Origin of the sequence: Cryobacterium sp. Y11 (assembly GCF_002929535.1) — a bacterium.
Classification (GTDB): Bacteria; Actinomycetota; Actinomycetes; order Actinomycetales; family Microbacteriaceae; genus Cryobacterium.
Genome location: NZ_PJJO01000059.1, coordinates 164,483 through 189,560, shown reverse-complemented (window position 1 = coordinate 189,560; position 25,078 = coordinate 164,483). Strand labels below are relative to the sequence as shown.

The 25,078-nt window shown below is 64.7% G+C and carries 20 protein-coding genes; 12 read left to right on the top strand and 8 right to left on the bottom strand.

The annotated features are described in order from the left end of the window. Positions 1 to 144: 144 nt before the first annotated feature. From CXY75_RS14345 to CXY75_RS14325, 5 genes are all read left to right on the top strand, one after another. On the top strand, positions 145 to 2,097 hold the full coding sequence (locus tag CXY75_RS14345) for a PKD domain-containing protein (RefSeq protein ID WP_104083485.1): 1,953 nt from the start codon (positions 145 to 147) through the stop codon (positions 2,095 to 2,097). Between the two features lie 46 nt (positions 2,098 to 2,143). Beyond that, the gene (locus CXY75_RS14340) at positions 2,144 to 2,929 is read left to right on the top strand and encodes an acetoin reductase (protein ID WP_104083484.1); all 786 of its coding nucleotides are present in this window, start codon (positions 2,144 to 2,146) and stop codon (positions 2,927 to 2,929) included. Positions 2,930 to 3,280: 351 nt separating this feature from the next. Beyond that, the gene (locus tag CXY75_RS14335; RefSeq protein ID WP_104083483.1) at positions 3,281 to 4,486 is read left to right on the top strand and encodes a CaiB/BaiF CoA-transferase family protein; all 1,206 of its coding nucleotides are present in this window, start codon (positions 3,281 to 3,283) and stop codon (positions 4,484 to 4,486) included. After that, the gene (locus CXY75_RS14330) at positions 4,483 to 5,667 is read left to right on the top strand and encodes an acyl-CoA dehydrogenase family protein (RefSeq protein ID WP_104083482.1); all 1,185 of its coding nucleotides are present in this window, start codon (positions 4,483 to 4,485) and stop codon (positions 5,665 to 5,667) included. The genes CXY75_RS14335 and CXY75_RS14330 overlap by 4 nt, the downstream gene beginning before the upstream one ends. A 183-nt stretch (positions 5,668 to 5,850) precedes the next feature. Then, positions 5,851 to 6,525: a GntR family transcriptional regulator gene (locus tag CXY75_RS14325; RefSeq protein WP_104083481.1), complete on the top strand. Its 675-nt coding sequence runs from the start codon at positions 5,851 to 5,853 to the stop codon at positions 6,523 to 6,525. 218 nt (positions 6,526 to 6,743) lie between these two features. Here CXY75_RS14325 and CXY75_RS14320 read toward each other — a convergent pair whose 3' ends face one another. Together CXY75_RS14320 and CXY75_RS14315 are read right to left on the bottom strand one after the other, a co-directional pair. Further along, positions 6,744 to 7,487 carry a fumarylacetoacetate hydrolase family protein gene (locus tag CXY75_RS14320; protein WP_104083480.1) on the bottom strand — a complete coding sequence of 248 codons (744 nt, stop codon included), beginning with the start codon at positions 7,485 to 7,487 and terminating at the stop codon, positions 6,744 to 6,746. 98 nt (positions 7,488 to 7,585) lie between these two features. Next, positions 7,586 to 8,506: an AEC family transporter gene (locus tag CXY75_RS14315; RefSeq protein ID WP_104083479.1), complete on the bottom strand. Its 921-nt coding sequence runs from the start codon at positions 8,504 to 8,506 to the stop codon at positions 7,586 to 7,588. Positions 8,507 to 8,631: 125 nt separating this feature from the next. Here CXY75_RS14315 and CXY75_RS14310 point away from each other — a divergent pair, with 125 nt between their 5' ends. Both CXY75_RS14310 and CXY75_RS19860 read left to right on the top strand, forming a co-directional pair. Further along, the gene (locus tag CXY75_RS14310; RefSeq protein ID WP_104083478.1) at positions 8,632 to 9,447 is read left to right on the top strand and encodes an alpha/beta fold hydrolase; all 816 of its coding nucleotides are present in this window, start codon (positions 8,632 to 8,634) and stop codon (positions 9,445 to 9,447) included. 137 nt (positions 9,448 to 9,584) lie between these two features. Then, a complete protein-coding gene (locus CXY75_RS19860) occupies positions 9,585 to 14,096 on the top strand; it encodes an SCO7613 C-terminal domain-containing membrane protein (RefSeq protein ID WP_158251213.1) in 4,512 nt (1,503 codons plus the stop codon). 40 nt (positions 14,097 to 14,136) lie between these two features. On the opposite strand, the gene CXY75_RS14300 is transcribed toward CXY75_RS19860, so the two are convergent. From CXY75_RS14300 to CXY75_RS14290, 3 genes are all read right to left on the bottom strand, one after another. Further along, entirely contained in the window at positions 14,137 to 15,870 is a 1,734-nt protein-coding gene (locus CXY75_RS14300; RefSeq protein WP_104083477.1) for an HNH endonuclease signature motif containing protein, read from the bottom strand. A 230-nt stretch (positions 15,871 to 16,100) separates the two neighbouring features. Beyond that, positions 16,101 to 16,937: an SDR family NAD(P)-dependent oxidoreductase gene (locus CXY75_RS14295; RefSeq protein ID WP_104083476.1), complete on the bottom strand. Its 837-nt coding sequence runs from the start codon at positions 16,935 to 16,937 to the stop codon at positions 16,101 to 16,103. A gap of 117 nt (positions 16,938 to 17,054) precedes the next feature. Continuing rightward, positions 17,055 to 17,456, bottom strand: a complete 402-nt coding sequence (locus tag CXY75_RS14290) for a DUF3592 domain-containing protein (RefSeq protein ID WP_233201926.1) — start codon at positions 17,454 to 17,456, stop codon at positions 17,055 to 17,057. Positions 17,457 to 17,534: 78 nt separating this feature from the next. On the opposite strand from CXY75_RS14290, the gene CXY75_RS14285 reads away from it, so the two are divergent. The 3 genes from CXY75_RS14285 to CXY75_RS14275 all read left to right on the top strand — a co-directional run bounded on the left by CXY75_RS14285 (position 17,535) and on the right by CXY75_RS14275 (position 19,667). Then, a complete protein-coding gene (locus CXY75_RS14285; RefSeq protein ID WP_146069480.1) occupies positions 17,535 to 17,858 on the top strand; it encodes an LLM class flavin-dependent oxidoreductase in 324 nt (107 codons plus the stop codon). Next, positions 17,858 to 18,748: an amidohydrolase family protein gene (locus CXY75_RS14280; protein ID WP_104083475.1), complete on the top strand. Its 891-nt coding sequence runs from the start codon at positions 17,858 to 17,860 to the stop codon at positions 18,746 to 18,748. The genes CXY75_RS14285 and CXY75_RS14280 overlap by 1 nt, the downstream gene beginning before the upstream one ends. A 478-nt stretch (positions 18,749 to 19,226) precedes the next feature. Beyond that, positions 19,227 to 19,667 (top strand): ubiquinol-cytochrome c reductase iron-sulfur subunit, encoded by a 441-nt coding sequence (locus CXY75_RS14275; protein WP_104083474.1) that lies wholly within the window; start codon positions 19,227 to 19,229, stop codon positions 19,665 to 19,667. Positions 19,668 to 19,926: 259 nt separating this feature from the next. Here CXY75_RS14275 and CXY75_RS14270 read toward each other — a convergent pair whose 3' ends face one another. The 3 genes from CXY75_RS14270 to CXY75_RS21080 are packed head-to-tail and all read right to left on the bottom strand — an operon-like array spanning position 19,927 to position 22,492. Next, positions 19,927 to 20,814, bottom strand: a complete 888-nt coding sequence (locus CXY75_RS14270; RefSeq protein WP_104083473.1) for a hypothetical protein — start codon at positions 20,812 to 20,814, stop codon at positions 19,927 to 19,929. A 1-nt stretch (position 20,815) separates the two neighbouring features. Then, the gene (locus CXY75_RS21085; RefSeq protein WP_369826730.1) at positions 20,816 to 21,847 is read right to left on the bottom strand and encodes a multicopper oxidase family protein; all 1,032 of its coding nucleotides are present in this window, start codon (positions 21,845 to 21,847) and stop codon (positions 20,816 to 20,818) included. A 30-nt stretch (positions 21,848 to 21,877) separates the two neighbouring features. Next, positions 21,878 to 22,492: a multicopper oxidase domain-containing protein gene (locus CXY75_RS21080; RefSeq protein WP_369826729.1), complete on the bottom strand. Its 615-nt coding sequence runs from the start codon at positions 22,490 to 22,492 to the stop codon at positions 21,878 to 21,880. A gap of 309 nt (positions 22,493 to 22,801) precedes the next feature. Here CXY75_RS21080 and CXY75_RS14260 point away from each other — a divergent pair, with 309 nt between their 5' ends. Then, positions 22,802 to 24,202, top strand: a complete 1,401-nt coding sequence (locus tag CXY75_RS14260) for a DUF6421 family protein (RefSeq protein ID WP_104083472.1) — start codon at positions 22,802 to 22,804, stop codon at positions 24,200 to 24,202. Further along, positions 24,202 to 24,870 (top strand): SDR family NAD(P)-dependent oxidoreductase, encoded by a 669-nt coding sequence (locus CXY75_RS14255; protein WP_104083471.1) that lies wholly within the window; start codon positions 24,202 to 24,204, stop codon positions 24,868 to 24,870. The genes CXY75_RS14260 and CXY75_RS14255 overlap by 1 nt, the downstream gene beginning before the upstream one ends. Positions 24,871 to 25,078: the final 208 nt, after the last annotated feature.

Below are 25,078 nucleotides of genomic sequence, written 5' to 3'. Positions count from 1 at the left end.
TCTGCTTTCTGCCGCACCGAGGGGTTGTCCGACCCCACCTACAGGGTCTAGCCTGCTGGGGAAGACGCCTGGCGCACGCTTTGACCAAGATGCACCCGCGCCACCGCCCTGACATTTAATTCGCGGCGTGCAAGGAGCAGGCACATGCGGGCAGTCAATGTATTTGTCGCAAGCGTTGCGGGAGCAATCCTCGTTCTCACGGCGTGCGTTGGCTCGGCCCAGTCAGCCAACCTGGGCGAGGTTGCCGCAGCGGCGACCGCCACATCCGTTCACTTCACCGCCTCCGGCGACATTTCTGCCAGCGCTGGGGCAGTGGCGACGCTGACCCAGGTGGCCGACATCGCGCCGGATCTCCATTTCGCGCTCGGCGACCTTTCTTATGGTGCCACCGGCGCCGAGCAGACCTGGTGCGACTTCGTCACGGCGAAGGTGGGAGCCGGATTCCCGTTTGAACTCATCTCCGGCAATCACGAGAGCAACGGTCTAAACGGCAACGTCAATGATTTTGCGGCGTGTCTGCCCAATCAGCTTCCTGGCGTGATTGGAACGTACGGGCGGCAGTATTACGTGGATGTTCCGCAGGTCAATCCGCTCGTGCGCTTCATCATGATCTCCCCGGCACTCACCTACCCGGATGGAGTCTGGTCGTATGCCGCCGGCAGCCCGCGCTATCAGTGGACAGCCAATACCATCGACGATGCCAGATCGAAGGCTATTGGGTGGGTGGTCGTTGGCATGCACAAGCCGTGTCTGTCGGTCGGCCAATACGCCTGCGACCCTGGGGCCGCACTGACAAATCTGTTGGTCAACAAGCGGGTAGACCTCGTTCTGAACGGTCATGAGCACCTGTACGCCCGCAGCAAGCAGCTCGCCTTGGGCGCCTCGTGCGGCCAGCTCGTGCCCGGGAGTTACTCTGCCGGCTGCGTCGCCGATGGCGATAACGCCCTGGCAAAGGGCGCCGGAACGGTGTTCGCGATCGTCGGCACGGGTGGCACGCCGCTGCGGGACGTGGTTAGCACCGACACGGAGGCGCCGTATTTTGCTGCCTCGTCCGGCCTCAATCTCAATCCGAGTTTCGGCAACCTTGACGTGTCGGTCACTCCCAGCTCGCTCACCGCCCGGTTCCTGCCAGTGGCGGGTACGTTCACGGATGCCTTCACCATCGCTGTGGCAGGTCCGCAGGAAAACCAGCCCCCGGTAGCCTCGTTCACCGCAACCTGCCCCAGCTTGACCTGCAGCGTGGATGCGGCAGCTTCGTCAGACCCGGACGGAACGATCGCCAGCTACGCCTGGAACTTCGGCGACGGCGGGGCCGCAACCGGCCGGGTCGCCGCCCACGACTACGCGATTGCCGGAAACTACACGGTGACCCTGACCGTGACCGACATTGCACTCGCGACCGACAGCACAACGCGTGCGGTGGCCCCGGCATCGCCGCCAGATCTCACTGTGCTGGCGACCGACGCCTTTACGCGCACGGTGACGAACGGCCTCGGCACGGCGCTGTCGGGCGGTCCCTGGACCACCACCGGGAGCGCCAGCATGTATTCCGTCACTGGCACCGGCCGGATTCGGCTCGCCACCCCGGGCACGACGGCCAACGGATTGCTGGGCCAGGTGTCCACCACCGCGAGCGACGTTCTGTTCACCGTATCCGTCGACAAGACACCGACCGGAACCGGAACCTACGTCTCGGCGAACGGACGAAACGTCGTTGGTGTCGGCGCCTACCGGGCTAAGGTCGTGCTGCGCTCGACCGGTGTGGTGGGGCTTTCGCTCGTGCGCGTGAACTCTTCCGGAGGAGGGGAAGTCACGCTGCAGGCGGCGACCAACGCGCCGGGGGTCAGCTTCTTGGCTGGCGATCAGCTCAAGGTTCGGCTGCAAGTCACCGGAACCAGTCCGACCACCATCCGGGCCAAGGTCTGGAAGCTGGGCAGCGAAGAACCCGTCACCTGGCAGCGATCCATAACGGATGCGACGGCCGCGCTGCAGATCGCCGGCGGTGTTGGCTTCACCTGCTACCTGTCGAGTTCGGCGACAAACGCTCCCGTGATCGCTTCCATCGACGATCTACTCGTCGTGGAGCCCCAGGGCTGACGCCTTGCTGTTACAGACAACCCCACCGAGGAATAAAGGAGAAATCATGGCTGTAGAGAACAAGGTCGCACTCGTTACGGGCGCAGGACAGGGAATCGGGCGAGGCATTGCGCTTCGGCTTGCACGGGATGGATTCGACGTTGCCATCGCGGATCTCGACTTTCAGAAGGAAAAAGGTCTCGGCGTCGTCGCCGAAATCGAAGCCCTCGGCCGCAAGGCCATCTTCGTCACCGCTGACGTGTCCAAGCGTGCGGATGTCAGTGCCGCTGTTGACGCGGCCGCCGAGAAGCTCGGCGGGTTCGACGTCATCGTCAACAATGCCGGCATCGCCCAGGTCAAGCCAGTGCTGGAAGTCACCGAAGACGAGCTGAACAAGATCTTCCAGATCAATGTGAACAGTGTTGTCTGGGGCATCCAGGCCGCCGCAACGAAGTTTGACGAGCTCGGCCATGGCGGCAAGATTATTTCCGCAGCCTCGATCGCCGCCATCCAGGGCTTCCCGATTCTGAGCGCCTACTCGGCATCCAAGTTCGCCGTGCGCGGACTCACGCAGGCTGCTGCGCAGGAGCTAGCCCCGAAGGGTATCACCGTCAATGCGTACGCTCCCGGCATCGTTGGCACCGGCATGTGGGAACTGATTGACACCGAGTTGAGCAAGATCAACGGCAAACCGCTCGGCCAAAACCTAAAAGAAAACGTCGAGGGTATCGCGCTCGGCCGCATCGAGACCCCGGACGACGTCGCCAAGATCGTCTCGTTCTTCGCCGGCCCCGACTCCGACTATGTCACCGGCCAGGTACTGCTCGTCGATGGCGGAATGCTCTACAACTAGATTTCGGCCTAACGCACAAGATCGGTCTTGCTTGCTCGATCAGTCGACCGCACCTGACGAATAGCCAGGCTCGAAGTTCGGCGGCAAGTCACTAAAACGATCCGGGCCAAGGTCTGGAAACTCGGTGGCAGGTAGCCGAACCGTCGATCCGGCAGGGATCCAGAACGGATGCGCCCACGGGCGGTTTTAACCGCTAATCCGTGGCGAGTGCGCGCTCAGAAGCGGCGGTTCGCCGGGTCAGCACCTGCGCGAACACAATGACCAGCCGGCCGGCGACGGGCTCGATGAGCAATCTGAGTTCAGACATCGCGTCCCCTTCCCCCGAACGCTCAAATTGGATACAATATCCAAATGAGCTGGAGCGCAGACGCAAGCCAACCTGCGGGGCCGCTGGACGGCATCCGTGTTGCTGATTTTTCCCGCGTGCTTGCCGGACCATTTGCCACGATGATGCTCGCCGATTTCGGTGCGGACGTGATCAAGATCGAGCATCCGCTCGGCGATGATACTCGCGCCTGGGTGCCGCCGGTCGATGAGAACGGGATGGGCAGCTACTTCGCGAGTGTCAACCGCAATAAGCGCTCGGTCGTCTGCGATCTCGGCACCGAGCGCGGCCTGGCCGAGGCGCGCGCGCTGGCACTGGATGCCGACGTCCTGATCGAGAATTTTCGTCCGGGCGTCATGGAACAGTACGGCCTCGACTATGGCACCCTGCAGGCGGAGCGCCCCGAGCTGGTCTATTGCTCGATCACCGGATTCGGTCGCGCCGGCGGTGCCGCGCTGCCGGGCTACGACCTGCTCGTACAGGCGGTCGGCGGGTTGATGAGCGTGACCGGCTCCCCCGATTCCGAGCCGAGCAAGGTCGGCGTCGCCCTGGTCGACGTGCTCACCGGGCAGAACGCGGTCATCGGAATTCTCGCTGCGCTGCGCGCGCGCGACCAGACCGGCCGCGGCCAGCGGGTGGACGTAAACCTGCTCTCCTCGCTGCTCACCGGGCTGGTCAACCAGGCCTCGAGCACCCTCGCCACCGGCGTCGCGCCACAACGGCTCGGTAACGCCCATCCGAGCATTGCGCCGTACGAAACCTTTCGTACCGTGGACGATCCGATCGCGATCGCCGTCGGCACCGACAAGCAGTTCAGCGCCCTCGCGCAGGTGCTCGGGCTGCCCGAGCTGAGCGTCGATACGCGGTTCGGTTGCAACGCCGACCGCCTCGCCCATCGCGCGGTGCTCAAAGAGCTGCTCGAGGCACGGCTCGCCACTCGCCCGGCGGCGGAGTGGACCACTCTGCTGGCGGCGGCCCGGGTGCCAGCCGGCAAGGTGAACTCGATCGCCGAGGCGCTCGAGTTGGCCACCGAACTCGGTCTGGCGCCCGTCGTGTCGGTGACGGATGCCGCTGGCTCCCGCGTGAGCCAGCAGATCGCCAACCCGATCAGCCTCTCAGACACCCCCGCTCGGTACCTTCGCCCGCCGCCATTGTTCGGTGAACACGCCGGCGCGACGTTCTCGCATAGCCAGCCACCAGCATCCGCTCTACTGAAGGAAGACGACTCATGACTACCCCCATTGACACCGACCTGACCGACGCTGCCGACCTCGTGGGCATCGATGCCCTGCTGACCGAGGCCGAGATTGCGCTGCGTAACGAGGTGCGCGCCTTTGTGAACACGACTATCAAACCCAACATCGCCGACTGGTACGAGAAGGCGGTCTTTCCGCTCGAGATCGTTCCGCAGATGGCCAAGCTCGGCCTACTCGGTATGCATCTCACGGGCTACGGTTGCCCGGGGCGGAGCGCGGTCGAATACGGCCTCGCGGCGCTGGAGTTGGAGGCCGGCGACTCGGGACTGCGCACTTTCGTGAGCGTGCAGGGCTCGCTCGCGATGAGCGCCATCCACAAGCACGGCTCCGAGGAACAGAAGAACGAGTGGCTGCCGCGCATGGCCGCCGGCGAGGTGATCGGCTGCTTTGGGCTGACGGAGCCTTCTGCCGGCTCCGACCCGGCCAGCATGACCACCTTCGCGCGCCGCGACGGCGCCGACTGGGTTCTGAACGGCACCAAGCGCTGGATCGGCCTGGCTTCGGTCGCGCAGGTTGCGATCATCTGGGCGATGACGGATGACGGGATCCGCGGCTTCGTAGTACCGACCGACACCCCCGGATTCGTGGCAACTTTGATCGAGCAGAAGCTCTCGATGCGGGCATCGATTCAGTGCGAGATTGAACTGACCGAGCTGCGCCTGCCGGACTCGGCCATGCTGCCCCAGGCCCGCGGCCTGCGCGGCCCGTTCGAGTGCCTCAACGAAGCCCGCTATGGCATCGTCTGGGGGGTCATGGGCGCCGCCCGCGACAGCTACCTGGCAGCTTTGGCATTCTCGACAGAGCGGATGCAGTTCGGCAAGCCGCTCGCCAGCTACCAGCTGACCCAGCAGAAGCTCGTCAATATGGCCCTGGAAATCAACAAGGGCACCCTGCTCGCGCTGCAGCTCGGGCGGCTCAAAGACGCCGGCACGCTCGCCACGCACCAGATTTCGGTCGGCAAGCTCAACAACTGCCGCGAAGCCATCACCATCTGCCGCGAGGCACGCGCGATGCTCGGCGGCAACGGAATCACCCTGGACTATTCCCCGATGCGCCACGCCAACAACCTGGAGAGTGTGCGCACCTACGAGGGCACAGACGAGGTGCACACCCTCATTCTCGGCCAGCACATCACCGGCATTGCAGCCTTCCGCTGAGTAGCCTCGACTGTTGAGTTGAAGATGCGCATAACTCCTGCAATTTCTGGCTGCCCGGCAACCCGCCCGCGTAATTCCGGGCAACTCTTGGGGGCCGCACACGAATTGCAGGAGTTATGCGACAGTCCGGTTGGAAACAGCCCGGTCAGTTGCACGGCCGAGTGCTGAGTTAGGGTTTTCAACATGCCTGCTCCAGAGCGAACTCCGTCTCCCACCCAGCGCCCGCCGACCGTTCCGGCGTTCGTACTCGGTGAGCTGCGCCGTCTGATCGGCATCGGTGAGCTCGTTCCCGGACAGCCGTTGCGGCAGGAAGACCTAGCCGCACGCCTCGGTGTCAGCCGGGTTCCCGTGCGGGAGGCCCTCAACACCCTCGAAACCGAGGGGCACGTCGTGCACGAGCCGCATTATGGGTACCGGGTGACGGAGCTCTCGCTCACCGACCTGCTCGAGGTGTATCGGCTGCGCCAGCTACTCGAGGCGGAGGCCGTGCGCGCCACGATCGCTCTCGGCGGCACTCACGTGCTGGCCGACCTGCGCGCGGCCGGTGCCGAGGTGGAGCTGGCCCATACGGCCGGTGATCTGCTCACCATGAACGAGGCAAATCGCAGGTTCCACTTCGTGCTCGTCACGTCATCCGGGCTGCCCCGGCTGGAACGCATTTTGCGCGCGCTCTGGGATTCGACCGAGGCCTACCGCCGGCTCTACTACGAAGAGCCGGGCAACCGGGCCCGGGCCCTGCACGAACATGCCGGCATCGTTGACGCCTTCGCCGCCGGGGACGCCGAGCTCGTCATCCGCCTGCTCGACGAACATCGGGGCCACGCCACGACCGTTCTCGGCGCGCTGCTACCCCAGTAGCGGCGGCGCCGGGCCCGCGGATGCCGCGCCGCGCCGATGCCCGCGGATGCCATACCTCACGCGTCCCGCGGCGTCGCCCGCCCGTGAGGGGTCGCAAATCGACCTAAAACCACTCCCACGAGGTCGATTTGCGACCCTTCGGGGGTGAAATACTGGCTGGGACTCACGGCGGTGAGCGGATGCTGCGGCGCCGGGTCAAGCATCCGCTCGCCTGGGCATCAGACCACGCGGAAGGCGAGTTCGCCGATCCCATCGATTCCAGCGGTGACGAGGTTTCCGGGCGCGATCCGGCCGACGCCGGCGGGAGTTCCGGTAAAGATGAGGTCGCCGGGCCGCAGGGTGACGAACCGGGATAGCGCTGCGATCACGTCGGGTACGGGCCAGATCTGGTCAGCGAGGTCGCCGTCCTGACGGGTGTCACCGTCGACGTCCAGCCAGATGCGGGCTGCGCCGGGATGGCCGATCGCTGTCGCTGCGGCGATCGGCGAGCACGGTCCGGAGAAATCGAACCCCTTCGAGAGGTCCCACGGGCGGCGCAGGGCCTTGGCGGCATCCTGCAGGTCTCGGCGGGTGAGGTCGACGCCGGCGCCGTATCCGAAGACGTGACTGAGGGCATCCGCTGCCGCGATATTGGTGCCGCCGACGCCGATCGCGACGACGAGTTCCATCTCAAAGTGCAGGTTGTCGGTCTCGGGCGGGTAGGGAACCTCGTGAGCAGAAACGCCCCGGGCGGGAACGCCCTCGGCCACGGCGAACACGGCATCGGCCGGCTTCGCGAAGAAGAACGGCGGCTCGCGGTCTGGGTCATTGCCCATTTCGCGCGCATGGTCGGCGTAGTTGCGGCCCACGCAGTACACCCGGTTGAGGTAGAACCGGTCGGACGCGTCACCAATCGGCAGGCTGGTGGGTGTCGGCGCGGCGAACGGGGCTCCGGGTGCAGTTTCGGGGGTGGAGATGGACATTGTCATCCTTTCGAGGGGCAAAATCGTGGCCGGTTAGCGGGTGCCCGGTAGAACTGCGGAGATCTCACGTTTTCACGCGAAAACGGCTGTGCCGGCACTCAAGCAAGAAGTGCCGCAATGACGAGCAAAACCGGCATGGACAAAATGGTGGTGAGCAAAACGGTGTCACGGGTGACGACAATGGCTCGGTCGTAGCGCGAGGCGAAGTTGTAGATGTTCTGCGCGGTCGGCAGCGCCGACACGGCAACGACAGCGAACAGCTGGGTGCCGCCCAGGTCGAACGCGAAGTGCCCGAACAGGTACGCGACGATCGGCATCAGCGCGACCTTGATCACCGTCGCAGCGATCACCTGCTTGCGTCCGGTTCCGGCTTTGAGCAGGCGTTGGCCGTGCAGCGACATGCCAAACGACAGCAGCACCAGGGGAATCGCCGCGCCGCCGATCAGTTCGAACGGGGCGAGTACGGGCTTCGGCAGAGTGACGTCGAGCATGGCCACGAACACGCCCGCCAGTGATCCGAGAATCATCGGGTTGCGAATGGGCTGGGTCACGATCGACAGAAATGACGCGCGCCCCTGGGTAGCCAGGTCAAGAATGGCCAGAATGGTCGGCGCCAGAATGACTAGCTGCAGGAGCAAGACCGGCGCCACAAATTGGGCGCTGCCGAGCACGTAGATGGCAACCGGTAGTCCAATGTTATTTGCGTTGACGTAGATAGCACTGGACGCACCGAGCACCGTTTCCGCCACGGGCCGACGAAAGAACAGCCGGGCCGCGATGACGTACACCAGAACACCGACCACGATGGTGCACACGATCGCAAGCAGAGATTCGGAGAACAACACCGAGACATCCGCGTGGGAGAGCACGGTGAACAACAGCGCGGGAGTCGCCACGAAGAAGGCCATGCGGTTCAGCACCCGGCCAGCGCCGGCGCCGAGGACACCGAACCGCTCGATGAAGTACCCGATCAGGATCACAAATCCAATAATCGAAAACCCGACCAATACGCCGCCCATTCTGTTGAGCCTAGGGGTTGCCGCGAGCGGCGACGCTGCAGTCGAACCGCGCGCTCAGTTCAATTCTGGCCATGGGTATGGGCGCGGCCTTTCGTCCGCACCTGACGTAGCGCTACGCTCGTCGCATGCCCCGACTCGACGTTCCAGGTGCCTCGCTCTACTACGAGACTGTGGGCGAGCCCGATTCGCCAGCCCTGCTCTTGCTGCACGCCGGTATTGCGACGCTGCGCATGTGGGATCCGCAGGTCGCCGCCCTCGCCGCGCACCACTACGTCATTCGCTTCGACGCCCGCGGTTACGGGCAGACGACGACCGAAAATGTTTCGTTCTCTAATCGAGCGGATGCCGCGGCGCTGCTCGATCACCTCGGCGTCGCTCGCGCCACCCTGATCGGGTGCTCACGCGGCGGCACGATCGCCATCGACTTGGCCGTGGCTAGTCCCGAGCGGGTGGCCGGCCTGGTCACGATCGGATCCGGCCCCAGCGGATTTCCCGACGTGGAGCTCACCGAGCGTGAAGACGCCCTGTTCGACAAGCTCGACGCCGCCTTTACCGCCCGCGAATGGCCGCGACTGGCCCGGCTCGAGGTTGCACTGTGGGCGGTCGGGCCTTCCCGCAAGCCGGCCGACGTCGACCCGGCCTTTCTTGCCCTGGCGCAGGAGCTCAATATGCGCAACGTGATTCACGCCACGGAGGCCCCGATCTTGATCCCGCTGGAACCGCCCGCGCTCGACCGGGTCAGCGACATCGATGTTCCAGCGCTCGTCACCGTTGGTGAACTCGACGTGACCTCGGCGCTGGCCCACTACGAGTTTCTGTTAGAGATGCTTCCACAATCAAGCGGATGCACGTTCCGCGACACGGCGCACCTGCCGAGCGTGGAGCATCCGCTTGAGTTTCAGCGTGTGCTGGTCAGCTGGCTGGCGACCAACAGCCTCTGATCGGCTCATCTCCTTACGCTCCCCGGCTCCCCCTCCGCCGCCAGCAAAGAAAGTTATCCACAGACTTTGCTGTAGCGCACCAAGGGATTTCTCCGCCCGGTAACCTGTCGGCAGACCGACCGACTGCGAGGAGAGCCATGTCCGAGCACGAGGCCAAGCAGACCGCAGAGTTCTATCGCTGGCAAGCTGGCCGCATCACCTGGCCGCGCAACCTGCGCGACCTAACCGACGCGGCACTGTGCCCGGCCTGTCACGCCGCGCTGCTGTCCCCGGTGTGCTCGGAGTGCCAGCTCGATCTGCGTCATGAGGCGGCGGCCCTCTTGCTGGCCAGTTCAACGGATGCCGCAGCGGCCATGGAACGGCGCGCCGAGCTGATCGGGCGCATCCGTTTCGAGACAGCACCGGGCCAAATCACCGTCCCCCAGCGCGGCGCTCGCGCCGCCGTGTCGACTTCCGACACGGCGTTGAGCGTGAATTCGGGCCAAACGAATACGGTTGCTGCCCATGGGATCGGTGTGCAGACGGCCAGTTGGCAGGCGGTCAGCGTACAGGCGGTCAGCGTACAGGCGGTCGGCGCAGAAACGGTCGACGGCACGCTGACCGCGCCGGTGCAACCGCTGGCGCCGCCGGTGTTGCCTGTGCCACCGGCGCTCGACCGGGCGGCCACCCCGCGGGCTCCATGGGTCGACGCGCACCCGAGTAAACCGGCACCCCGCTCGGCGCCCACCTCCAGCTCCGAGCGCGCCCTACCCGCTCGGCCCGCGCGGTCGAGCGTGCAGGTCGTGCTGCTCGTCGTCGGAGTGGTGTTGGTCTCGGTCGCTGCAATATTCTTTCTCACCGTCGCCTGGATCATCGCCGGGCTAGCCTTTCGATCCGTCGTCGTCGCACAGCTGACCGTGGCAGCCTTCGTGGTCGCAACCCGCATGCGGCGCTCCCGGCTCGCCACCACCGCTGAGGGCATCGGAAGTTTCGCCGTCGTGCTCGTACTGCTCGATGTCTGGGGCCTACGGCACAACAACATGTTCGGGCTCGCTGGCAGCGATGCCGCGCTCTTCTGGGGCATCGCCCTGGTAATCTGCGCGGCCCTGTTCCTCGGCTGGCACGTGCTGTCGAACCTCCGGGTGGGCAGCGTCGCTGGACTCGCCGTTGCCGTTCCCGGCCTCGGGCTGCTTGCAGCGGGTCTCTTTTCGGGCCACGACACGCTCACCCGCGTGTTCGTCGGCTTTCTTGGCGCCGCTGCCGGAGCGCTGCTCCACCGCGCGACCCTGCCCCGCGTGACGCGGCCCACGCAGGCGGCACGCCGACGGCCACCCGTCGACCGTCTTTTCGAGCGGATGCTGCTGCTCACCCTCGGCGTCGTAGCCCTCGTTCTATCGGCCGTCACCGCAATCTTTGTCGAATCCGAGCACGACGTGGCCCCGGTCTTCTGCCTCGGCGCGGTCGCGGTCGTCGCTACGGCTCACGCTCTGCTCGTGCTGCGCGCGCCGCAGTCCGCCGTGGTCGCCACGAACACCGAGCCGGTCGTTCGGAGCACCGAGCCGGCTGCCGACCTGCCCCGTGTGCCTGCGGCTGCCGACGCACAGTCCCGAAATGCCACCGCTTCCAGCGGGCTTCGCACCGGGGAAGAGGTCGGGGCCGCACCCGCCCGGTCGATGGCGGAATACCGAACTTTCGCCTACGGTTCGGCCGCGCTGGCTGCGTTCGCCGCCGCCGGAATCGCACCGGTCGTCGGCGCTCGGTTCGACAGCGTCCCCTTCCAACTCACCGTTCCGTTGCTGCTGGCCGTAGTTCTGTGCGTTGCCATGGAAGCATCCGCTCGTCGCCTCGTCCCACCGTCAACCATGAGAATCGCCGGGCTGGTCGCGGCCAGCTCGGCGGCGATCGTCGCGGTCATTTTGCTGTTCATCACGGTCGGCTTCGCCGCCTGGCCGCTCGCTCAAGCTACCGTGAACGGAATTCGCGGCGCCGAGATCGTTCCCAATATCGGGAACGGAATTCGCGGCGCCGAGATCGTTTTCGATATCGTGATTGCCGACGCTGGCTGGGCTTTGCTCGCCTTGACCGGGGTCTTTGTGATCCTGCTGATGGGATGGACCCTCGGCGGGGTGCTACACGCGCGTCGACAGATTATTGGCGCATTCGGGTTAGTCGTCGTCGTGCTCGCGGTGCCGTTCGCGCCATCGATCGGGCTCATCGTCGCGCTCTACCTGCTGCTCGGCGCCACGGCGCTCATCCTGCTGATGCTTGCCCGGGAGCCCGAGACAGCCGGCCGCGTCGGCCGCAACCCCAACCCCAACCCCAACCCCAACCCCAACCCCAACCGATTCTCGCTCGGGTTCCTGACCCCGGTCATTGTCGGGATGCTCGTCGCCAGCGAGACCTTCGGCTATCTCATCAGCTGGGGCAGCCCGGTCACCTGGTGGTTTGGCACGGTGTCACTGATTCTCGCGCTGTGGTTCGCTCACCGATTGGTCACGCGAGGGTTTCTGAGGCATCGCACCGCCAGCGCCGTCACCGCGCATGCCAGCGGACTACTCGTTGCCGCGGCGATCGCGATCACACTCATCGGCGTTGCGCACGTTCCGCTGGCGCTCGCGCCCGACCAGCGCTGGTCAGACGTGTACCACCTGGTCAACGTCACGCCGGCCCTCGCTCTAGCCACTGCGTTGTTGCACCTGCTGGTTGCGAGCGCATCGCTCCAACCGACGGTGCTCACCATCATTGAACGGCGCTGGGCTTTCTTCACCCTCCTCATCCCGACAGTGCTCGTCTTCGCCGCGCCGGTGCGATTCACCGACCTGTCCGGCAGCGAGCTTCTGCTTCAGCCTGAACCGCTCGGCGCGATCGTGCGTGCGGCGCTGTTCGTCGGCGCGTCCGCCCTCTGGGTCTTCCTGCCGCATAACCGCGGCGCGCTGCACGGCACGTCACTGCACTGGGAGCGCCTGATCGCCGCCCTCGCGCTCGCGCCGACAGTGTATCTGTTGCTGCGTGAGGTGCTGCTGGCAGCGGATGCCGTCACATCCGTTTTCTTTCTGGCCCCGCCGTTCGTCGCCCTCGTCGTCGGCGCGCTCGCGCTGTTCCGCGGCACGATCGGTATCGGCAGTGTCGACACGAATTCGGCTGGCGCTGACGTGATTGGCTCGCCGGTGTCTGGCAGGATAGCGACACACGCCCTCCCGACCGACGCTGCACCAATCAGCACCGCCCCAATCATCGCTGGCCCTATCCGTGCTGCGGGTGCCGAGCTGCTCGCCCGCCGCGACCGGATCGCCCTCGAAATCGGTACCGCAATCGTGCTTGCCCCGGTTGTATACGCCGCGTTCGTCAGCTCCCACTCGCTCGACTGGCTCGTTATCGTGCTCACCGGCATTGTGGCGCTCATCGTGTCTATCGCCCCTGACGGGCTCTTCGCCTCGCTGTCGAATCGCCGCCACGTCGGTTGGCTCGCCCTGGTACTTGGCGCGCTTGGCCTCTGGATCGGTTTGTCTCGGGTCGGAACCATCGCGCTCGAACCGTATGTCTTGCCCATCGCTGGCATCATTCTGATCATCGCGACACTCATTGCTCGCTACGGAATCAGCGCGCGGACGAACAACACGAGCCCGGTCGCAGCTCTGCTGACGCTGGCTGGACTGCTTATCGCCCTCGCGCCGCTCGCAGCAGTGAGCCAAACCGGGTCGCTCGTTCGCCCGCTCATCGTCGCACTCATTGCGTCGACCCTGCAGCTCGGTACCAGCGTGCTCGTCTGGTCACCGCTGCGGTCTTCCTACCTGGCAGCTGGGGGTCTGGCCGGCGCGATCTCGCTCGTGATCACGTCCATTGCGCAGACCCAGCGTCTGCTCGTCGCCCCCGGCGCTCCCGACGCGCGCCTCGAACTTTGGCTACTGCTGCCCGCCGCGGTCGCCGTCGGTTCCGCACTTCTATTGGTTCGCCAAGCGGATGCCGAAACCGTGCAACTCCGCCGCGTCGGGAGTATCGCGCTCGTGCTGGTGTGGGCATCCGTTCTGACCTGGGTCGAACTGGGCGTCGTCACCGCCCCGGCGGATGCGGGGCTCTCGATTTCGCGCGCCGTACTGCTCGTTCTCGGGCTCTCGGGCGTGCACGTGATTGCCCTGTGGCGCCCTCGAGCGCCACTCGGGGTGGTCACCGGCTGGAGCGTGCTCGCCCTGGCCGGACTCGCCGCATTCATCAGCGCAACGTCTCATGCGGTGACCCCGTTCGAACTCGTTACGGTTCCGGTGGCACTCGCCCTGCTCTGCTCGGGCTGGCTACGACTGAACGTGGACCCGCGGGCGCGCAGCTGGCCCTGGCTCGGTGCCGGGCTGGGGCTGCTTCTGCTGCCGTCGCTACTCGCCGACCTCAGCCATAGCGATCTGTGGCGCATCGTTGGCCTGGGCATTGTGGCGATCAGTGTGCTCGTGATCGGCAGTACCCGGCGACTGCAGGCACCGTTCGTGATCGGCGCCGTCGTGGTGATCATTCACGGTGTCGCGCAGCTCTGGCCGTGGATCGCCCTCGCCTACAGCGCGATCCCGTGGTTTCTCTGGCTCGGCGCCGGCGGCATTTTGCTCATCGTGCTCGCGGCTCGCTACGAGAAACGCATCGCGAATCTCAAATCGGTCGCCTTCCGCATTACCGCGCTGCGGTAGCGGCACCGTCGAACGAGAAGCGAGCACGACCGGCCTGCGTCTAGAACGGTTGGGGGTTGGAGCCGGTGATGTTCCAGACGGATGTCCACGGGTCGTTCCCTGGGTCGTTCTCCGGTGCCGCGGCTGGTGCTGGTGGGGTGGTTTGTTGTAGGTGGGGGCTGATACGGATGGCGGGGTCGGTGGCGTAGTGCTTTCCCGCGGGACTGGTCCACTTCATAGTGCCGTCGGGTTCTGCGGTGGCGGTCCAAGCGCTGAAGTGCTTCAGGTTGTGGTTCGCGGGGCAGAGAAAGTGGAGGTTTGTCGCAGTTGTGGGGCCGCCGAATTGTTTGTCTCGGGTGTGGTCGAGGTCGCAGTTTCGGGCGGAGCGGTTGCAGCCGGGGAATCGGCACGTTCCATCACGTAGTTGCAGGTATTTCTTCAACGCTGCTGGTACCCGGAACGGGGTGGCACTGACGTCGAGGACAATCCCGGTGTGTGGGTGGGTCAGGATGCGCAGGAAACTCGTCGCCGTGCCGGCGAGCTTCCGAGCTGTTTCGGCGTCGATCGGCCCGTACCCTTCGAGTTCGCCGGGTTCGTTGCTCGTGCCCATGAGGGTGAGCACGGGGACGGTGACGTTCACGGTGGCGCTGATGCCGGCCCCGAGGCCGGTGTCGGTAACACCGCTGGCGAGCAGGTCGATCGCGACATCCGCGCGCAACTGGTTCAACGTGCGGGGTTCGTCTGGGCCTTGCAGGCTGATGGCGGTGTCGGTGATGCGGTTATAGACGGCGGTGACGTCGTCGCTGGCGGCGCGCATCCAGAGCGTGGCCATGCCGTCGTTGTCCGGGTAGAACATGACCTTGCGATCTGTGAGGCATTTCGCCCGGCGAACGGTGATGCTGTCGGGGTGGAAGCGTTCGCGGATCTTGCGCGCCTTCCCGTCAAACTGCGCCGCGGTCAGTTTCTTCGCATGCGGCAGCAACACCTCCTCCAACGCCGTTTGCGCTGCCTTGGGCACGGAGTCGAGCTGGTCGAGGAGCCGGCGCGCATGACGCAGGGAAATCTCCCCGCTGCGAAGAGCGTCAAGCGTGTTCGGACGGTGTTCGACCAGGGTCCAGCTTTCGTGGATCAGCCCGGACGCGGTGCCATAAGGGATGCGAAGCGCGCACGCCATTTCGGCGACGAGGCCTTGCTGGGCGGCGAAGGTGGAGTCCCAGTCGTGTTCGCGGCCGGGGCCTGCTTGGGGTCGGCCGGTTTCGGCGGTGCTGGAGGTGTAGTTCCAGGCGGCAGCGAGGGTCTCCGCTTTGCCGGCTTGCGCCCACGCGATGAGGTTTTCGAAGTACACGACCCGATCCACGAGCAGCGCCTGACGACGCCGATACATCGAAGTATCAGCCTCGTCCGGGTTGAACGCCTTCAGGTCAACGTCGGCCGGATCACAATCGTCCGGGTCAACGTCAGCGAAGAGCACCCCCGGCGGGATTGCCGCGAAGACCTCGGCCAGCTCAAGGTCAGCCGGAATGGCCGGGCCGTCGGCGAACGACGGACGCCAGGCCTCAGCCGCAGCTTCTCTGGCAGCGTCTGCCACAGCTTTCGCCTCGATCTCCGCCTCGATCTGCCAGGTCACGAGACACTTCAAGTGGAAGGCATCACAGTCGGCGAGGTCTTCAGCGGAGAGCGACCAATAGTCGGGCTCACCGTCGAAGCGGCGCGCGACGACCTCGACACCATCGAGCGGCTCCCCGTCGAACGAATCGGCGAAGCCCTGCTGGGGGGTGTTGCCGTTCAGGCTCATGCTCTCATTCTACCAAGACCACCCCCTGAAGACGAGGGTTTCTCAGAAATATCTAGATTTCTGAGCGTAGTTGTATTCGGCGTGACAGGAGCGTTTCCGCGGCCGAGTCACGCCAGTCGACGGCAGTCTCTGCAAACTCGACCAACGGATATGGGAGGGTCTCGCGGGCAGTCCGCGTTAGACGACGGGGTCTCTGTTGAGACTGCCATTTTCACACCGCGCAGAAGCGGCTAGCCGCGGCCGATCCCGTGATCCAGTGAACGGTAAACCCCGAAGACACGTCCGGCGACGGCGTCCCAGGCCGGCAACGGCAACAGTCCGCGCAGTACCTTGGTGAGGTTCACCGACCAGGGCAACAGCAGCTGCGGCTTGCCGGCAAGCATGGCCCGCCAGACCCGATCAACGACATATTCCGGAGTCATTAACGGAGCGAGCAGCGGCCGGCGGCCACGGTCGAACAGACCTGTGCCGATGTAGCTGGGGCAGACCGTGGTCACCTTGACGTAGCCGTGACCCTGTTGCACGAGTTCGAGTCGCAGCGAGTCGCTCCAGCCGATCAGGGCAGCCTTCGAGGCAGCGTAGACGCTCATGCGCGGGGTGCTGAGGGTGCCCGCGGCCGAGGCGATGTTGACGATACGCGACTCGCGGTATCCGCTCGCAATCATCTCTGGCAGAAATTCGCGGGTGATGTACATCGGGGCGAGGGCGTTGACCTGCATGGTCGGGCGGGTGTCGTGGCCGTTGTCGTGCTCCCAGAAGTACTTGCCGCGAATAATTCCGGCATTGTTGATGACGATATCGGGGTGGCCCACCTCCATGCGCACCCGCTGGGCGGTCTGCGCGATGGCGCCGAGGTCCGCGATATCAACGACATAGGGCGCGATCCGGGTGCGCCCATTGGAGCGTTCAGTCAGGATGGCGGTGGTCGCCGCGAGCGCCGCGCCGTCGCTATCCCAGAGAATAACGGTCTTCGCCCCCTCGGTCACGCAGCGTTCGGCATACAGACGGCCCATGCCCCTGGCTGCTCCAGTTATCAGCACGCGGGCTCCGGCAACGGTTCGACTCATACCTTTATCATGCCGTCTGCAGGGGTCGCCCGGCGCGCTCGTACCCAACGCAGTGACCGCGGTGGTGAGCGGATGGGCGCCGCCGCGCGCGACATCCGTTTCTGGATCGCCGCGCGGTTAGACAAACATCAGCACGATGCCGGTGATGCCGGCGAGAACGCCGATAGCGGTCAGAACCAAGCCGATCAGGCGCAGCCCCTTGCCGTCGAGGTCGGGGTCGTGCGTGCGGCAACGCTCGGGATTACGACGGCGAAACCAGACACGCACGTCATCGCCTGGCGCCAGATGATGCGTCTCGTGGGTGTCGGCGGGGCACTCGTGCACATCACCGTCGCCATCAAACCAGCGGATGACCGTGGCCGACTCCGATGCGGCAATCACGGCGGTCGTGCGGGTCCACCGACCACTGATGCCCCGCACCGAGAGCCCCACGATGAAGAGGATCGCTCCGACAATCAGCCCAACGAGGGTAAGGATCTCGCTCAGGATGCCAGCGAGGTCGAGAGCGTTCACTGCCACCGCCATCCGTTATATGTTGTCGTTCTCGTCCAGAGTATCGTTTGACGCCCCCCTGGCGCGGCGGTCTAGGGTGAAATCATGCGATTTGGACTCTTTGTGCCTCAGGGCTGGCGACATGATCTAGTCGGAATTGAACCGGCCGAGTACTGGGCCACCACAAGCGGCCTGGCGGTTCACGCCGATACGGGCGCCGGGGAATCGATCTGGGTCTACGACCACTTTCATACCGTTCCGGTGCCGAGCGAGCAGGCAACGCACGAGGCCTGGTCGCTCATTTCTGCTTGTGCGGCGACCACGACGCGCGCGTACCTCGGCTGCGCAATTCACTGCTTTCCCGAGGTCGTCTCCGACCGGTCGGGCAGGGAACTGTTCGAGCGCGAGGTCATGCTGGCGCTACAGTGATGCTCACCGACACGGAGGTTCCAGCCTGGTGGCGGGGGCTCGGCCTGCCCGGATTGGTCGACCTGCACACCCATTTTCTTCCCGAGCGCATGCTGCGGCGCGTCTGGGCGCACTTCGACGAGATCGAGCCGCTCATTGGCCAGGAATGGTCGATCCAGTATCGCGACGATCAGGACTCTCGCCTCGCGACGATTCGGCGCCTGGGTGTGCGTCGCTTCACCGCGCTGTCCTACGCGCATCGGCCAGGGATGGCGGCTTCGCTGACCGATTTCTCCCTCGATCTGGCGGCGGAGCACGCCGATTGCGTGCCGAGCGCCACGTTTTATCCGGAGGAAGGTGTGCTCGATCAGGTGCAGTCCGCCCTCGATCGGGGCGCTCGGGTGTTCAAAATTCACGCGCAGGTCGGGGCATTCGACCTGCGCGAACCCCTGCTTGACCCGGTCTGGGGGTTGCTCGCGGATGCCGCGATTCCGGTCGTGATTCACGTCGGCAGCGGTCCGGTGGCTCGGCCAGGGATCACCGGGCCGGACCCGCTTGCGGGGGTATTGGCGCGGCATCCGCTGCTCACGGCCGTCGTTGCACACATGGGCGCCCCGGAATACGGTGAGTTTCTCGACCTCGCCGAACGCTACCCCTGGGTGCACCTCGACACCACGATGGTGTTCACTAACTTTTTCGAGCAACTTGCACCGGTTGACCCCGCGCTGCTGCCACGACTGGCCGACCTGCCCGACCGCGTGGTCCTCGGCAGCGATTTTCCCAACATTCCCTACCCATACGCGCACCAGCTGGAGTCGCTCGACCGGCTGCGCGACCGAGAGCCGCGCCTCGACGACGACTGGCTACGGGCCGTTTGCTGGTACAACGGCTTGCGCCTGATCGGCGAGTAGGGCGCCGCGCACCTCGGTCGGGCCGCAATCAGGACACGTTCTGAACGGCCTGACGGCGGAGCAAGCAACGTACTCGTGGTCTTCGTTGAATGTCGGCACAGTCGATGTGTATGCGAGCTCTGAAACCGGTCCGCAGGCAATCCACGTCTCGGATGCATCTGTCGGCACTGCGGAGTTCAGTCCGACTCAGGACAGCTGGTGACGCTGGACGGGTCAGCGTCCGTCTGCGCGCAGACTTTCGCGTGGACGAGCCCTGCCGGGATTGCCCTCAACGACCCAACCACGGCCCAGCCGACGTTCACAGCCCCCAGATCACTCGAGAGAATGATACGGTTTGGTCCCGCTCCTCCACCCAGGAGCAGGACCAAGCCGTATCGGGGCATCTCCGAGTGATACTGCCGCTACCGGTAATATGATCCATTTTGTTGCTCTATCGAGCATTGTTCATCTCATCACTATGCCGAATTCGAGGACGACCATGACACCGGCCACCGATCTCTCCCGCCGCGCCCTTCTTTTGATCGGAAGCGCGGGTACCGCTGCTGCGCTTGCCGGTTGCTCGACCGACGCATCCGCCGGAGTGGATGCTGGCGGCCAGACGGCGACGACCCCAGACGGGAGTGTGCCCCAAGAGGTCGCCAAACTTGCCGACATCCCGGTCGGCGGCTCCATCTCAGCCACCCTGGACGGGAAACCGATTCTGGTTTCCCAGCCGAACGAAGGCAGCGTCATTGCCTTCAGCGCTATTTGCACGCACCAGGGCTGTGTCGTCAAACTCGGGAACGGTGGATTCGATTGCCCGTGCCATCAGTCACGCTTCGACACGGCCACCGGTGAGGTACTCGATGGCCCCGCGCCCTCGCCACTGGAAAAGATTCCGGTGCACGTCACCGGCGGGGTTGTGCTCACCGGTGCCTGAGCAGACGAGCGGCCATCCGCGCGCGAGCGTTCACAATGGTCTGCCCAGACAAGAAGATGATTGTCTCGGTGGGAGACCTGCGGACCCAGCGCAGGACAGGCTCCTCAAGACAGAACGCAGAGCGGGCCACCGACTCGTCTGAGTCGATAGCCCGCTCTGACGCATCTCGGCGCTGGCCATCGTTGCTTCCGTTTCTGTTTCTGTTGCCAAATTCGGAGCAGCCGCTGTTACCACCGGCATCGGGGTCGGAGTTGCTGCCTTACTGTCCTCCGCCGCTGTCATCCGGAGCGTCGCTGTCATCCGGAGCGTCGCTGACGTCGTGCGCTGGATCGTGCGCCGTGTCGTGCGCGTCATCGGACGCGTCATCGTGGCTATGACCCGAAGGAGCTTCGGTGGCTCCGGGCGAGGGTGCCGGCTCGTTTGCCATGTCCACGCCAACCCCGGCAGTCGAGCGGGAGGAAACGGTGACTGCTTCCGGCTTAGTGTGCGCCGCGCGCGCCATGCCGTTTTGAACCGAATGTATCAGCTCATCGCTCAGCAGCGGGCCGGTGTAGGTGACGTCGAACTCACCCGTGCGGAAAGTGGTGGAGTAGTTGCCGAGCGCGTCCGACAAGATGCCTTCCCTGGCGATGGACTCCTCCAGTGCGACAGGGCTGGTCGTTCGAACCGCGAACCGGAGATCGTGCACCAGCACCTCGTCGACGTGGTAATGGTCCACCCCGGAAACCGCTGGGTCTTGGAAGTAGGCACGATTGACCAGTTCCCCAGCTTCGGCAACGGTACCCCCCGCCGGCAGCGCCACGATCAGCTCCGGCACGAAGTGCTCGAGCGAGGCGGGGTCGAGCACGTCGGGGGAGATATCGGACAGGTTTAGCTGGCTCTGGTTGGCCGCTGTGTCCAGCACCGCGCGGAGCGCGGTCACATCGGCGTCGGGAGTCGAGTGGATTGCGATCACTACTCGACGTCGAACCATCAGCCCGTCGTAGGTCACGATAGGTCGGTCGTTGCCCGCATCGGTACCCCTCTCAGCGGAGCCGATCAATCCGGTCGCGACCGGAGTGCCGGTAAGGGGCGTAGCCACGGCGGTGCATCCGCTCAGTGCGAACGCGATGAGTACCGCCGTGACAATTCTGGTGGCGTTGGTCATCTCAGGTTCCCGCGGCAAGCCCCGGCCGGTACACCGGCGGATACGAATTCATCGGGGTCGTGTCCACGACCGGATAGTCCGAGCTGACCGGGTCGTTGTTTTGCGAGTCGCCCACCGAGAACTGCACCATCATGTCGTGATCTTCGTGCACCAGGTTGTGGCAGTGCACCATGTACCGCCCACCATTGTGGGCACCGGTGTTGAACTGCATCAGCACGGTGACGGATTCATTCTCTCCCGCATAGAAGACGTCTTTCGGCCCACCCTCCCAAGGGAACGGCTTGCCACCGTTGGTGTTTCGGTCGATGATCTTGCCGTCGATCAGGTGAATGTGTAGCGGATGGAACCAACCTCCCGACTCGTTTGTGATGGTCCACTGCTCAACGGAGTATGGCTGAGTGTTGGCGAAGCACCGGGAGAATCCGGAGGCTTCCACGTCTTCCCAGGTCTCATCGTTGATGGTCCACTCTCCGTTCTGGCGCTTCACCCGAAGTATCCGCTTCGCCACCGCCATGTCCGGGGTCAGCTTCATCACGTCGAGGCCGCCGAGCTCGGGATTCGGCGAGCCGCCGTCGTCGAGAGTGGTCGGGATGGCGGAGATCGATCCGGCCATGGAACCTGAGTCGGCCACCACCTGGAACCGCATGATCTTGTTCGTGTTGGCGTAGTTGACGTTGTTCTTGTTACTCAGGTTGCGCATCTCGATCATCTGGCCGACCTTGTACTTGCGAAAGTCGATCAGGATCTCGTAGCGCTCCGCCGTGCCCTGCCGCCAAGACTGCACCGCCTCCACCTTGGGCGTCATTCCGCCGTCAGTGCCGACGATGTAGAACGGGTCACCGGTGGACAGGGTGGGTCGATAGGAGCGCGTGATCGAGGCCACGAGCACGCGGAAGCGATAGATGCGCGGCTTGACCTTCATCGTCGGCCACGGAACCCCATTAACCATGATCACGTCACCCCACAGACCCGCGTGGCCGTTGTCGTTGAATCCCAAAGAGCCGTCGGCATTGAACGTTGCGTCCGAAATCATCAGCGGCACGTCGAACTCGCCCTGAGGCAGCTACGCCTGCTCGAACTGGTCCGACATCGGGTAGAAACCTGCGAGCCCTGAATGCACGTTCTGGCTCGTGACCAGGTGGTCGTGGTCGTGGTACCACAGTGTGCGCGCGGACTGCCAGTTGGGGTACTGGTAGTTCTTGACTTTGCCCGGAGCAGTGAAGTCGTTGGCATACCCGTCGTACTGGGGCAACGACGCTGAGCCGTGCAGGTGGGTGACGGAGTTGAACGCCGACGCGTGCAGGAGCCCCGTAGCCGGCAAAGCGTTGCGGATGCGTATCTCGGATCGGGTTCCCTGCCGCACCCGAATGGTCGGACCGGGAAAAACACCGTTGTATCCTGCCAGCGTGGTGGAGAGCCCCGGAAGGATCTGGGCCTGTCCGACCTTCGCGGTGAGGGCGAATTTGGCGAATGGCCGAGCCGGGTCACCGTCATCGAAGCCCGTGGCGTACGGCACCAGCTCAGGCGGGCGACGGAATACACCCCGATAAGGGACGGGCGTGTTCGCAGGCGCCAGCACGCTCGGAACCGGGTCCGCCATCTTCGCCATGCCAAGGGCGCTCATCGCGCCGACTGCCCCCACTGCGCCCAACTGCAGTACTTCCCTACGCGTGGTCATAATCACTCCAGAGTGGTGCATCGATATGGGGACATAACGAAGAATGCCCTGACGGCCTTGTAGAAAACTTGCTGGGGCGATTCGCTGCACGCATGAAAAGTGACCCGTTGCCCCGATTGCTGGTCACCATCGAATACCGTCGCTGTGTCCCGGCTCGAAATGCGACCGGCCGCGGTGAATTCGCGCGCCACTACACCCCACGAGCGATGATTTATTGCAAAAAATCGCAAGAAAACGCCGGGCATCGCCCGATACGCTGAAATAGCACGCCCGCCGCAACCGCGACACTCATTCGAATCGGAGGTTCCCATGTCGATATCTGTTGAAAAAACACACGTAGCTAACGCTTTGGTCGGAGAGCCCGAGGTTCTCGAAGACGGCCTCGCGCAGCACCCCTCCTGGCTCAGGCTCAAGGCAGCGGCGACCTCGCTGCAGGCTATGCAGTCGCAGAACGGGTCGATTACCGACGTCAACCAGCACGCGGATGCCGCGGCATCCGTTGCGCGCATCACTGCAGCCGTCACCGACCTCACGCCGCACTTTGCGCACGACGCCGCGTATCTGGCGGCCCTCATCGTGGACTTCGACCGCTGGGCGGCCGACGGATTCGGCGTACCCGACTTCTACGACTCTCTGCTGGCTTTCCAGCCGCAGCAGCACCGGGTGAATGGGCTGCGCCACCTCGTGGTCTTTCCGATGTACACGCAAAACGGCAGCGCCAATCGCCTGGTCGAAGCCGTGCTGATCGAGGTGATCTGGCCGGAATTCATCGGCGAACTCGAGGCCGGCTATACAAACAAGCTGTTCGTTCCGATTCGTTTTCTGGATTTCACCCCCGGCTACGACACCAACTCGGCCGTGTTGTTTCCCGAGACGGTCGCGATGCGCGAGATTCCCACGTTCACCTGGGGGGCGATCTTCGCCGACCGCGAAGCCGCCCGTTTTCGCCGCGTCGTGCGCGCGGCCGCCGAGATCACCCGGCTCGAGCTGCCAGCCGATGCGGCCTTACTGCTGGACGACCAGCACCTCACCGAAGAAACCTTCGTGATGTGGGACCTCATCCACGACCGCACGCACATGCGCGGGGATCTGCCGTTTGACCCGTTCATGATCAAGCAGCGCATGCCGTTCTTTCTCTATTCGCTCGAGGAGTTGCGCTGCGACCTGACCGCTTTTCGCGAATCGGTCACGATCGAGCACAGTGAGCTGGCGAGCCCCGAGGCCCGCCAGCACGCGAAACTGGTGCAGTACGCGGTCATCTTCGACCGCATCTTTCGGTTCGCGATCACCGGCAACCGGGTGCGCAACTATGACGGTCTCGGCGGTCAGCTGCTGTTTGCCTGGATGCACCAGCACGGTGTGCTGCACTGGACCGACACCCGGCTCACCTTCGATTGGGACGCCGTGCCCGAGGTGGTCATCGCGCTCGGAGCGCAGATCGACGAGCTCTACTGGGCGTCGATTGACCGGCCGAAGAAGGCGCACTGGCTCGCGGCCTACGCGATGATCTCGAAGACCCTCACGCCGAATCCGGCCTCGACCTGGGCCCGCGGGTTGCCGCTCGAGCTGCTCGCTGGAGCACCCAAGGGCTACACCGACCAGGTCCTCGACGATGAATTCCCGCTGTCGATGTTCTTCGAAGCGCTCGAGAAGAAGATGCGCACGGTCATCGAGTCCACCGCAGGCATCACCGGCAGCGCGGTCGACTGATGACCGAGCTCAAGGCCGTCGCTGGCCGCACCGTGCTCATCGCCGGCGCGACCAGCACGGCCGGTCTGGCTGTGGCGTCGTCACTAGCGGATGCCGGCGCGCGAGTCATCGCCGTCGGATCCAATCTCGCACGCCTCCAGTCGGTGCTCGCGGTCGCGCCCGAGGCAGCGCTGCATGAGTGCGACCTGACGAATTTCGCCGCCGTCACGGCGCTGGCCGCTCAGATCTCCCCCATCGACGGTTTGATTCACCTGGTGGGCGGCTGGCGCGGCGGCGGCGGTCTCGCCGGGCAGACCGACGAGGACTGGGACTTTCTGCACTCGCACGTGGTCACCACGCTGCGCAACACCACTCGGGCGTTCAACGCCGACCTGCTGGCTTCGGCTGCCGGGCGCCTCGCGATCGTCTCAAGCGTCTCGGTAGACCGGCCGTCCGCTGGCGGCGCGAACTACGCGGCCGCGAAGTCCGCGGCCGAAACGTGGATACGCGCGGTCGGTGCGGGATTCGCGAAAGCCGGCGACACCGCCGCGGCTGCGATTTTCATCGTGCGTTCGCTCGACGGGCTCGAAGCCGAGCTGGCGACTCGCGTGACGGGGCTGTGGGACGAGGAGACGGCATCCGCTAATGGCAGTCGGGTCAGTCTGGCATCGGACACCCCCTCGACCTAACGAACTACGTGAGAAGAACCCTGTTGCCCCCCAGTTCGCCCGAACGTCGTGCGGCGCAAAGACTCTGCCCTAGTCTGAGAGCCGGGGGCCTTGCAGCAGCACAAATTTTTGTAGACCAATACGTGATTCAGCGATCGGGTAGAACCCCCACTTTCAGTCGACTTTTTTCAATCGGCGGTTTCGCCACCAGCGTGCTCCTCACGCTGTG

What these genes read in the sequence shown, in the direction of transcription:
- CXY75_RS14345 (WP_104083485.1), top strand. Translation starts at nt 145, where the DNA reads ATGCGGGCAGTCAATGTATTTGTCGCAAGCGTTGCGGGAGCAATCCTC.
- CXY75_RS14340 (WP_104083484.1), top strand. Translation starts at nt 2,144, where the DNA reads ATGGCTGTAGAGAACAAGGTCGCACTCGTTACGGGCGCAGGACAGGGA.
- CXY75_RS14335 (WP_104083483.1), top strand. Translation starts at nt 3,281, where the DNA reads ATGAGCTGGAGCGCAGACGCAAGCCAACCTGCGGGGCCGCTGGACGGC.
- CXY75_RS14330 (WP_104083482.1), top strand. Translation starts at nt 4,483, where the DNA reads ATGACTACCCCCATTGACACCGACCTGACCGACGCTGCCGACCTCGTG.
- CXY75_RS14325 (WP_104083481.1), top strand. Translation starts at nt 5,851, where the DNA reads ATGCCTGCTCCAGAGCGAACTCCGTCTCCCACCCAGCGCCCGCCGACC.
- CXY75_RS14320 (WP_104083480.1), bottom strand. Translation starts at nt 7,487, where the DNA reads ATGTCCATCTCCACCCCCGAAACTGCACCCGGAGCCCCGTTCGCCGCG.
- CXY75_RS14315 (WP_104083479.1), bottom strand. Translation starts at nt 8,506, where the DNA reads ATGGGCGGCGTATTGGTCGGGTTTTCGATTATTGGATTTGTGATCCTG.
- CXY75_RS14310 (WP_104083478.1), top strand. Translation starts at nt 8,632, where the DNA reads ATGCCCCGACTCGACGTTCCAGGTGCCTCGCTCTACTACGAGACTGTG.
- CXY75_RS19860 (WP_158251213.1), top strand. Translation starts at nt 9,585, where the DNA reads ATGTCCGAGCACGAGGCCAAGCAGACCGCAGAGTTCTATCGCTGGCAA.
- CXY75_RS14300 (WP_104083477.1), bottom strand. Translation starts at nt 15,870, where the DNA reads ATGAGCCTGAACGGCAACACCCCCCAGCAGGGCTTCGCCGATTCGTTC.
- CXY75_RS14295 (WP_104083476.1), bottom strand. Translation starts at nt 16,937, where the DNA reads ATGAGTCGAACCGTTGCCGGAGCCCGCGTGCTGATAACTGGAGCAGCC.
- CXY75_RS14285 (WP_146069480.1), top strand. Translation starts at nt 17,535, where the DNA reads ATGCGATTTGGACTCTTTGTGCCTCAGGGCTGGCGACATGATCTAGTC.
- CXY75_RS14280 (WP_104083475.1), top strand. Translation starts at nt 17,858, where the DNA reads ATGCTCACCGACACGGAGGTTCCAGCCTGGTGGCGGGGGCTCGGCCTG.
- CXY75_RS14275 (WP_104083474.1), top strand. Translation starts at nt 19,227, where the DNA reads ATGACACCGGCCACCGATCTCTCCCGCCGCGCCCTTCTTTTGATCGGA.
- CXY75_RS14270 (WP_104083473.1), bottom strand. Translation starts at nt 20,814, where the DNA reads ATGACCAACGCCACCAGAATTGTCACGGCGGTACTCATCGCGTTCGCA.
- CXY75_RS21085 (WP_369826730.1), bottom strand. Translation starts at nt 21,847, where the DNA reads ATGATTTCGGACGCAACGTTCAATGCCGACGGCTCTTTGGGATTCAAC.
- CXY75_RS21080 (WP_369826729.1), bottom strand. Translation starts at nt 22,492, where the DNA reads ATGACCACGCGTAGGGAAGTACTGCAGTTGGGCGCAGTGGGGGCAGTC.
- CXY75_RS14260 (WP_104083472.1), top strand. Translation starts at nt 22,802, where the DNA reads ATGTCGATATCTGTTGAAAAAACACACGTAGCTAACGCTTTGGTCGGA.
- CXY75_RS14255 (WP_104083471.1), top strand. Translation starts at nt 24,202, where the DNA reads ATGACCGAGCTCAAGGCCGTCGCTGGCCGCACCGTGCTCATCGCCGGC.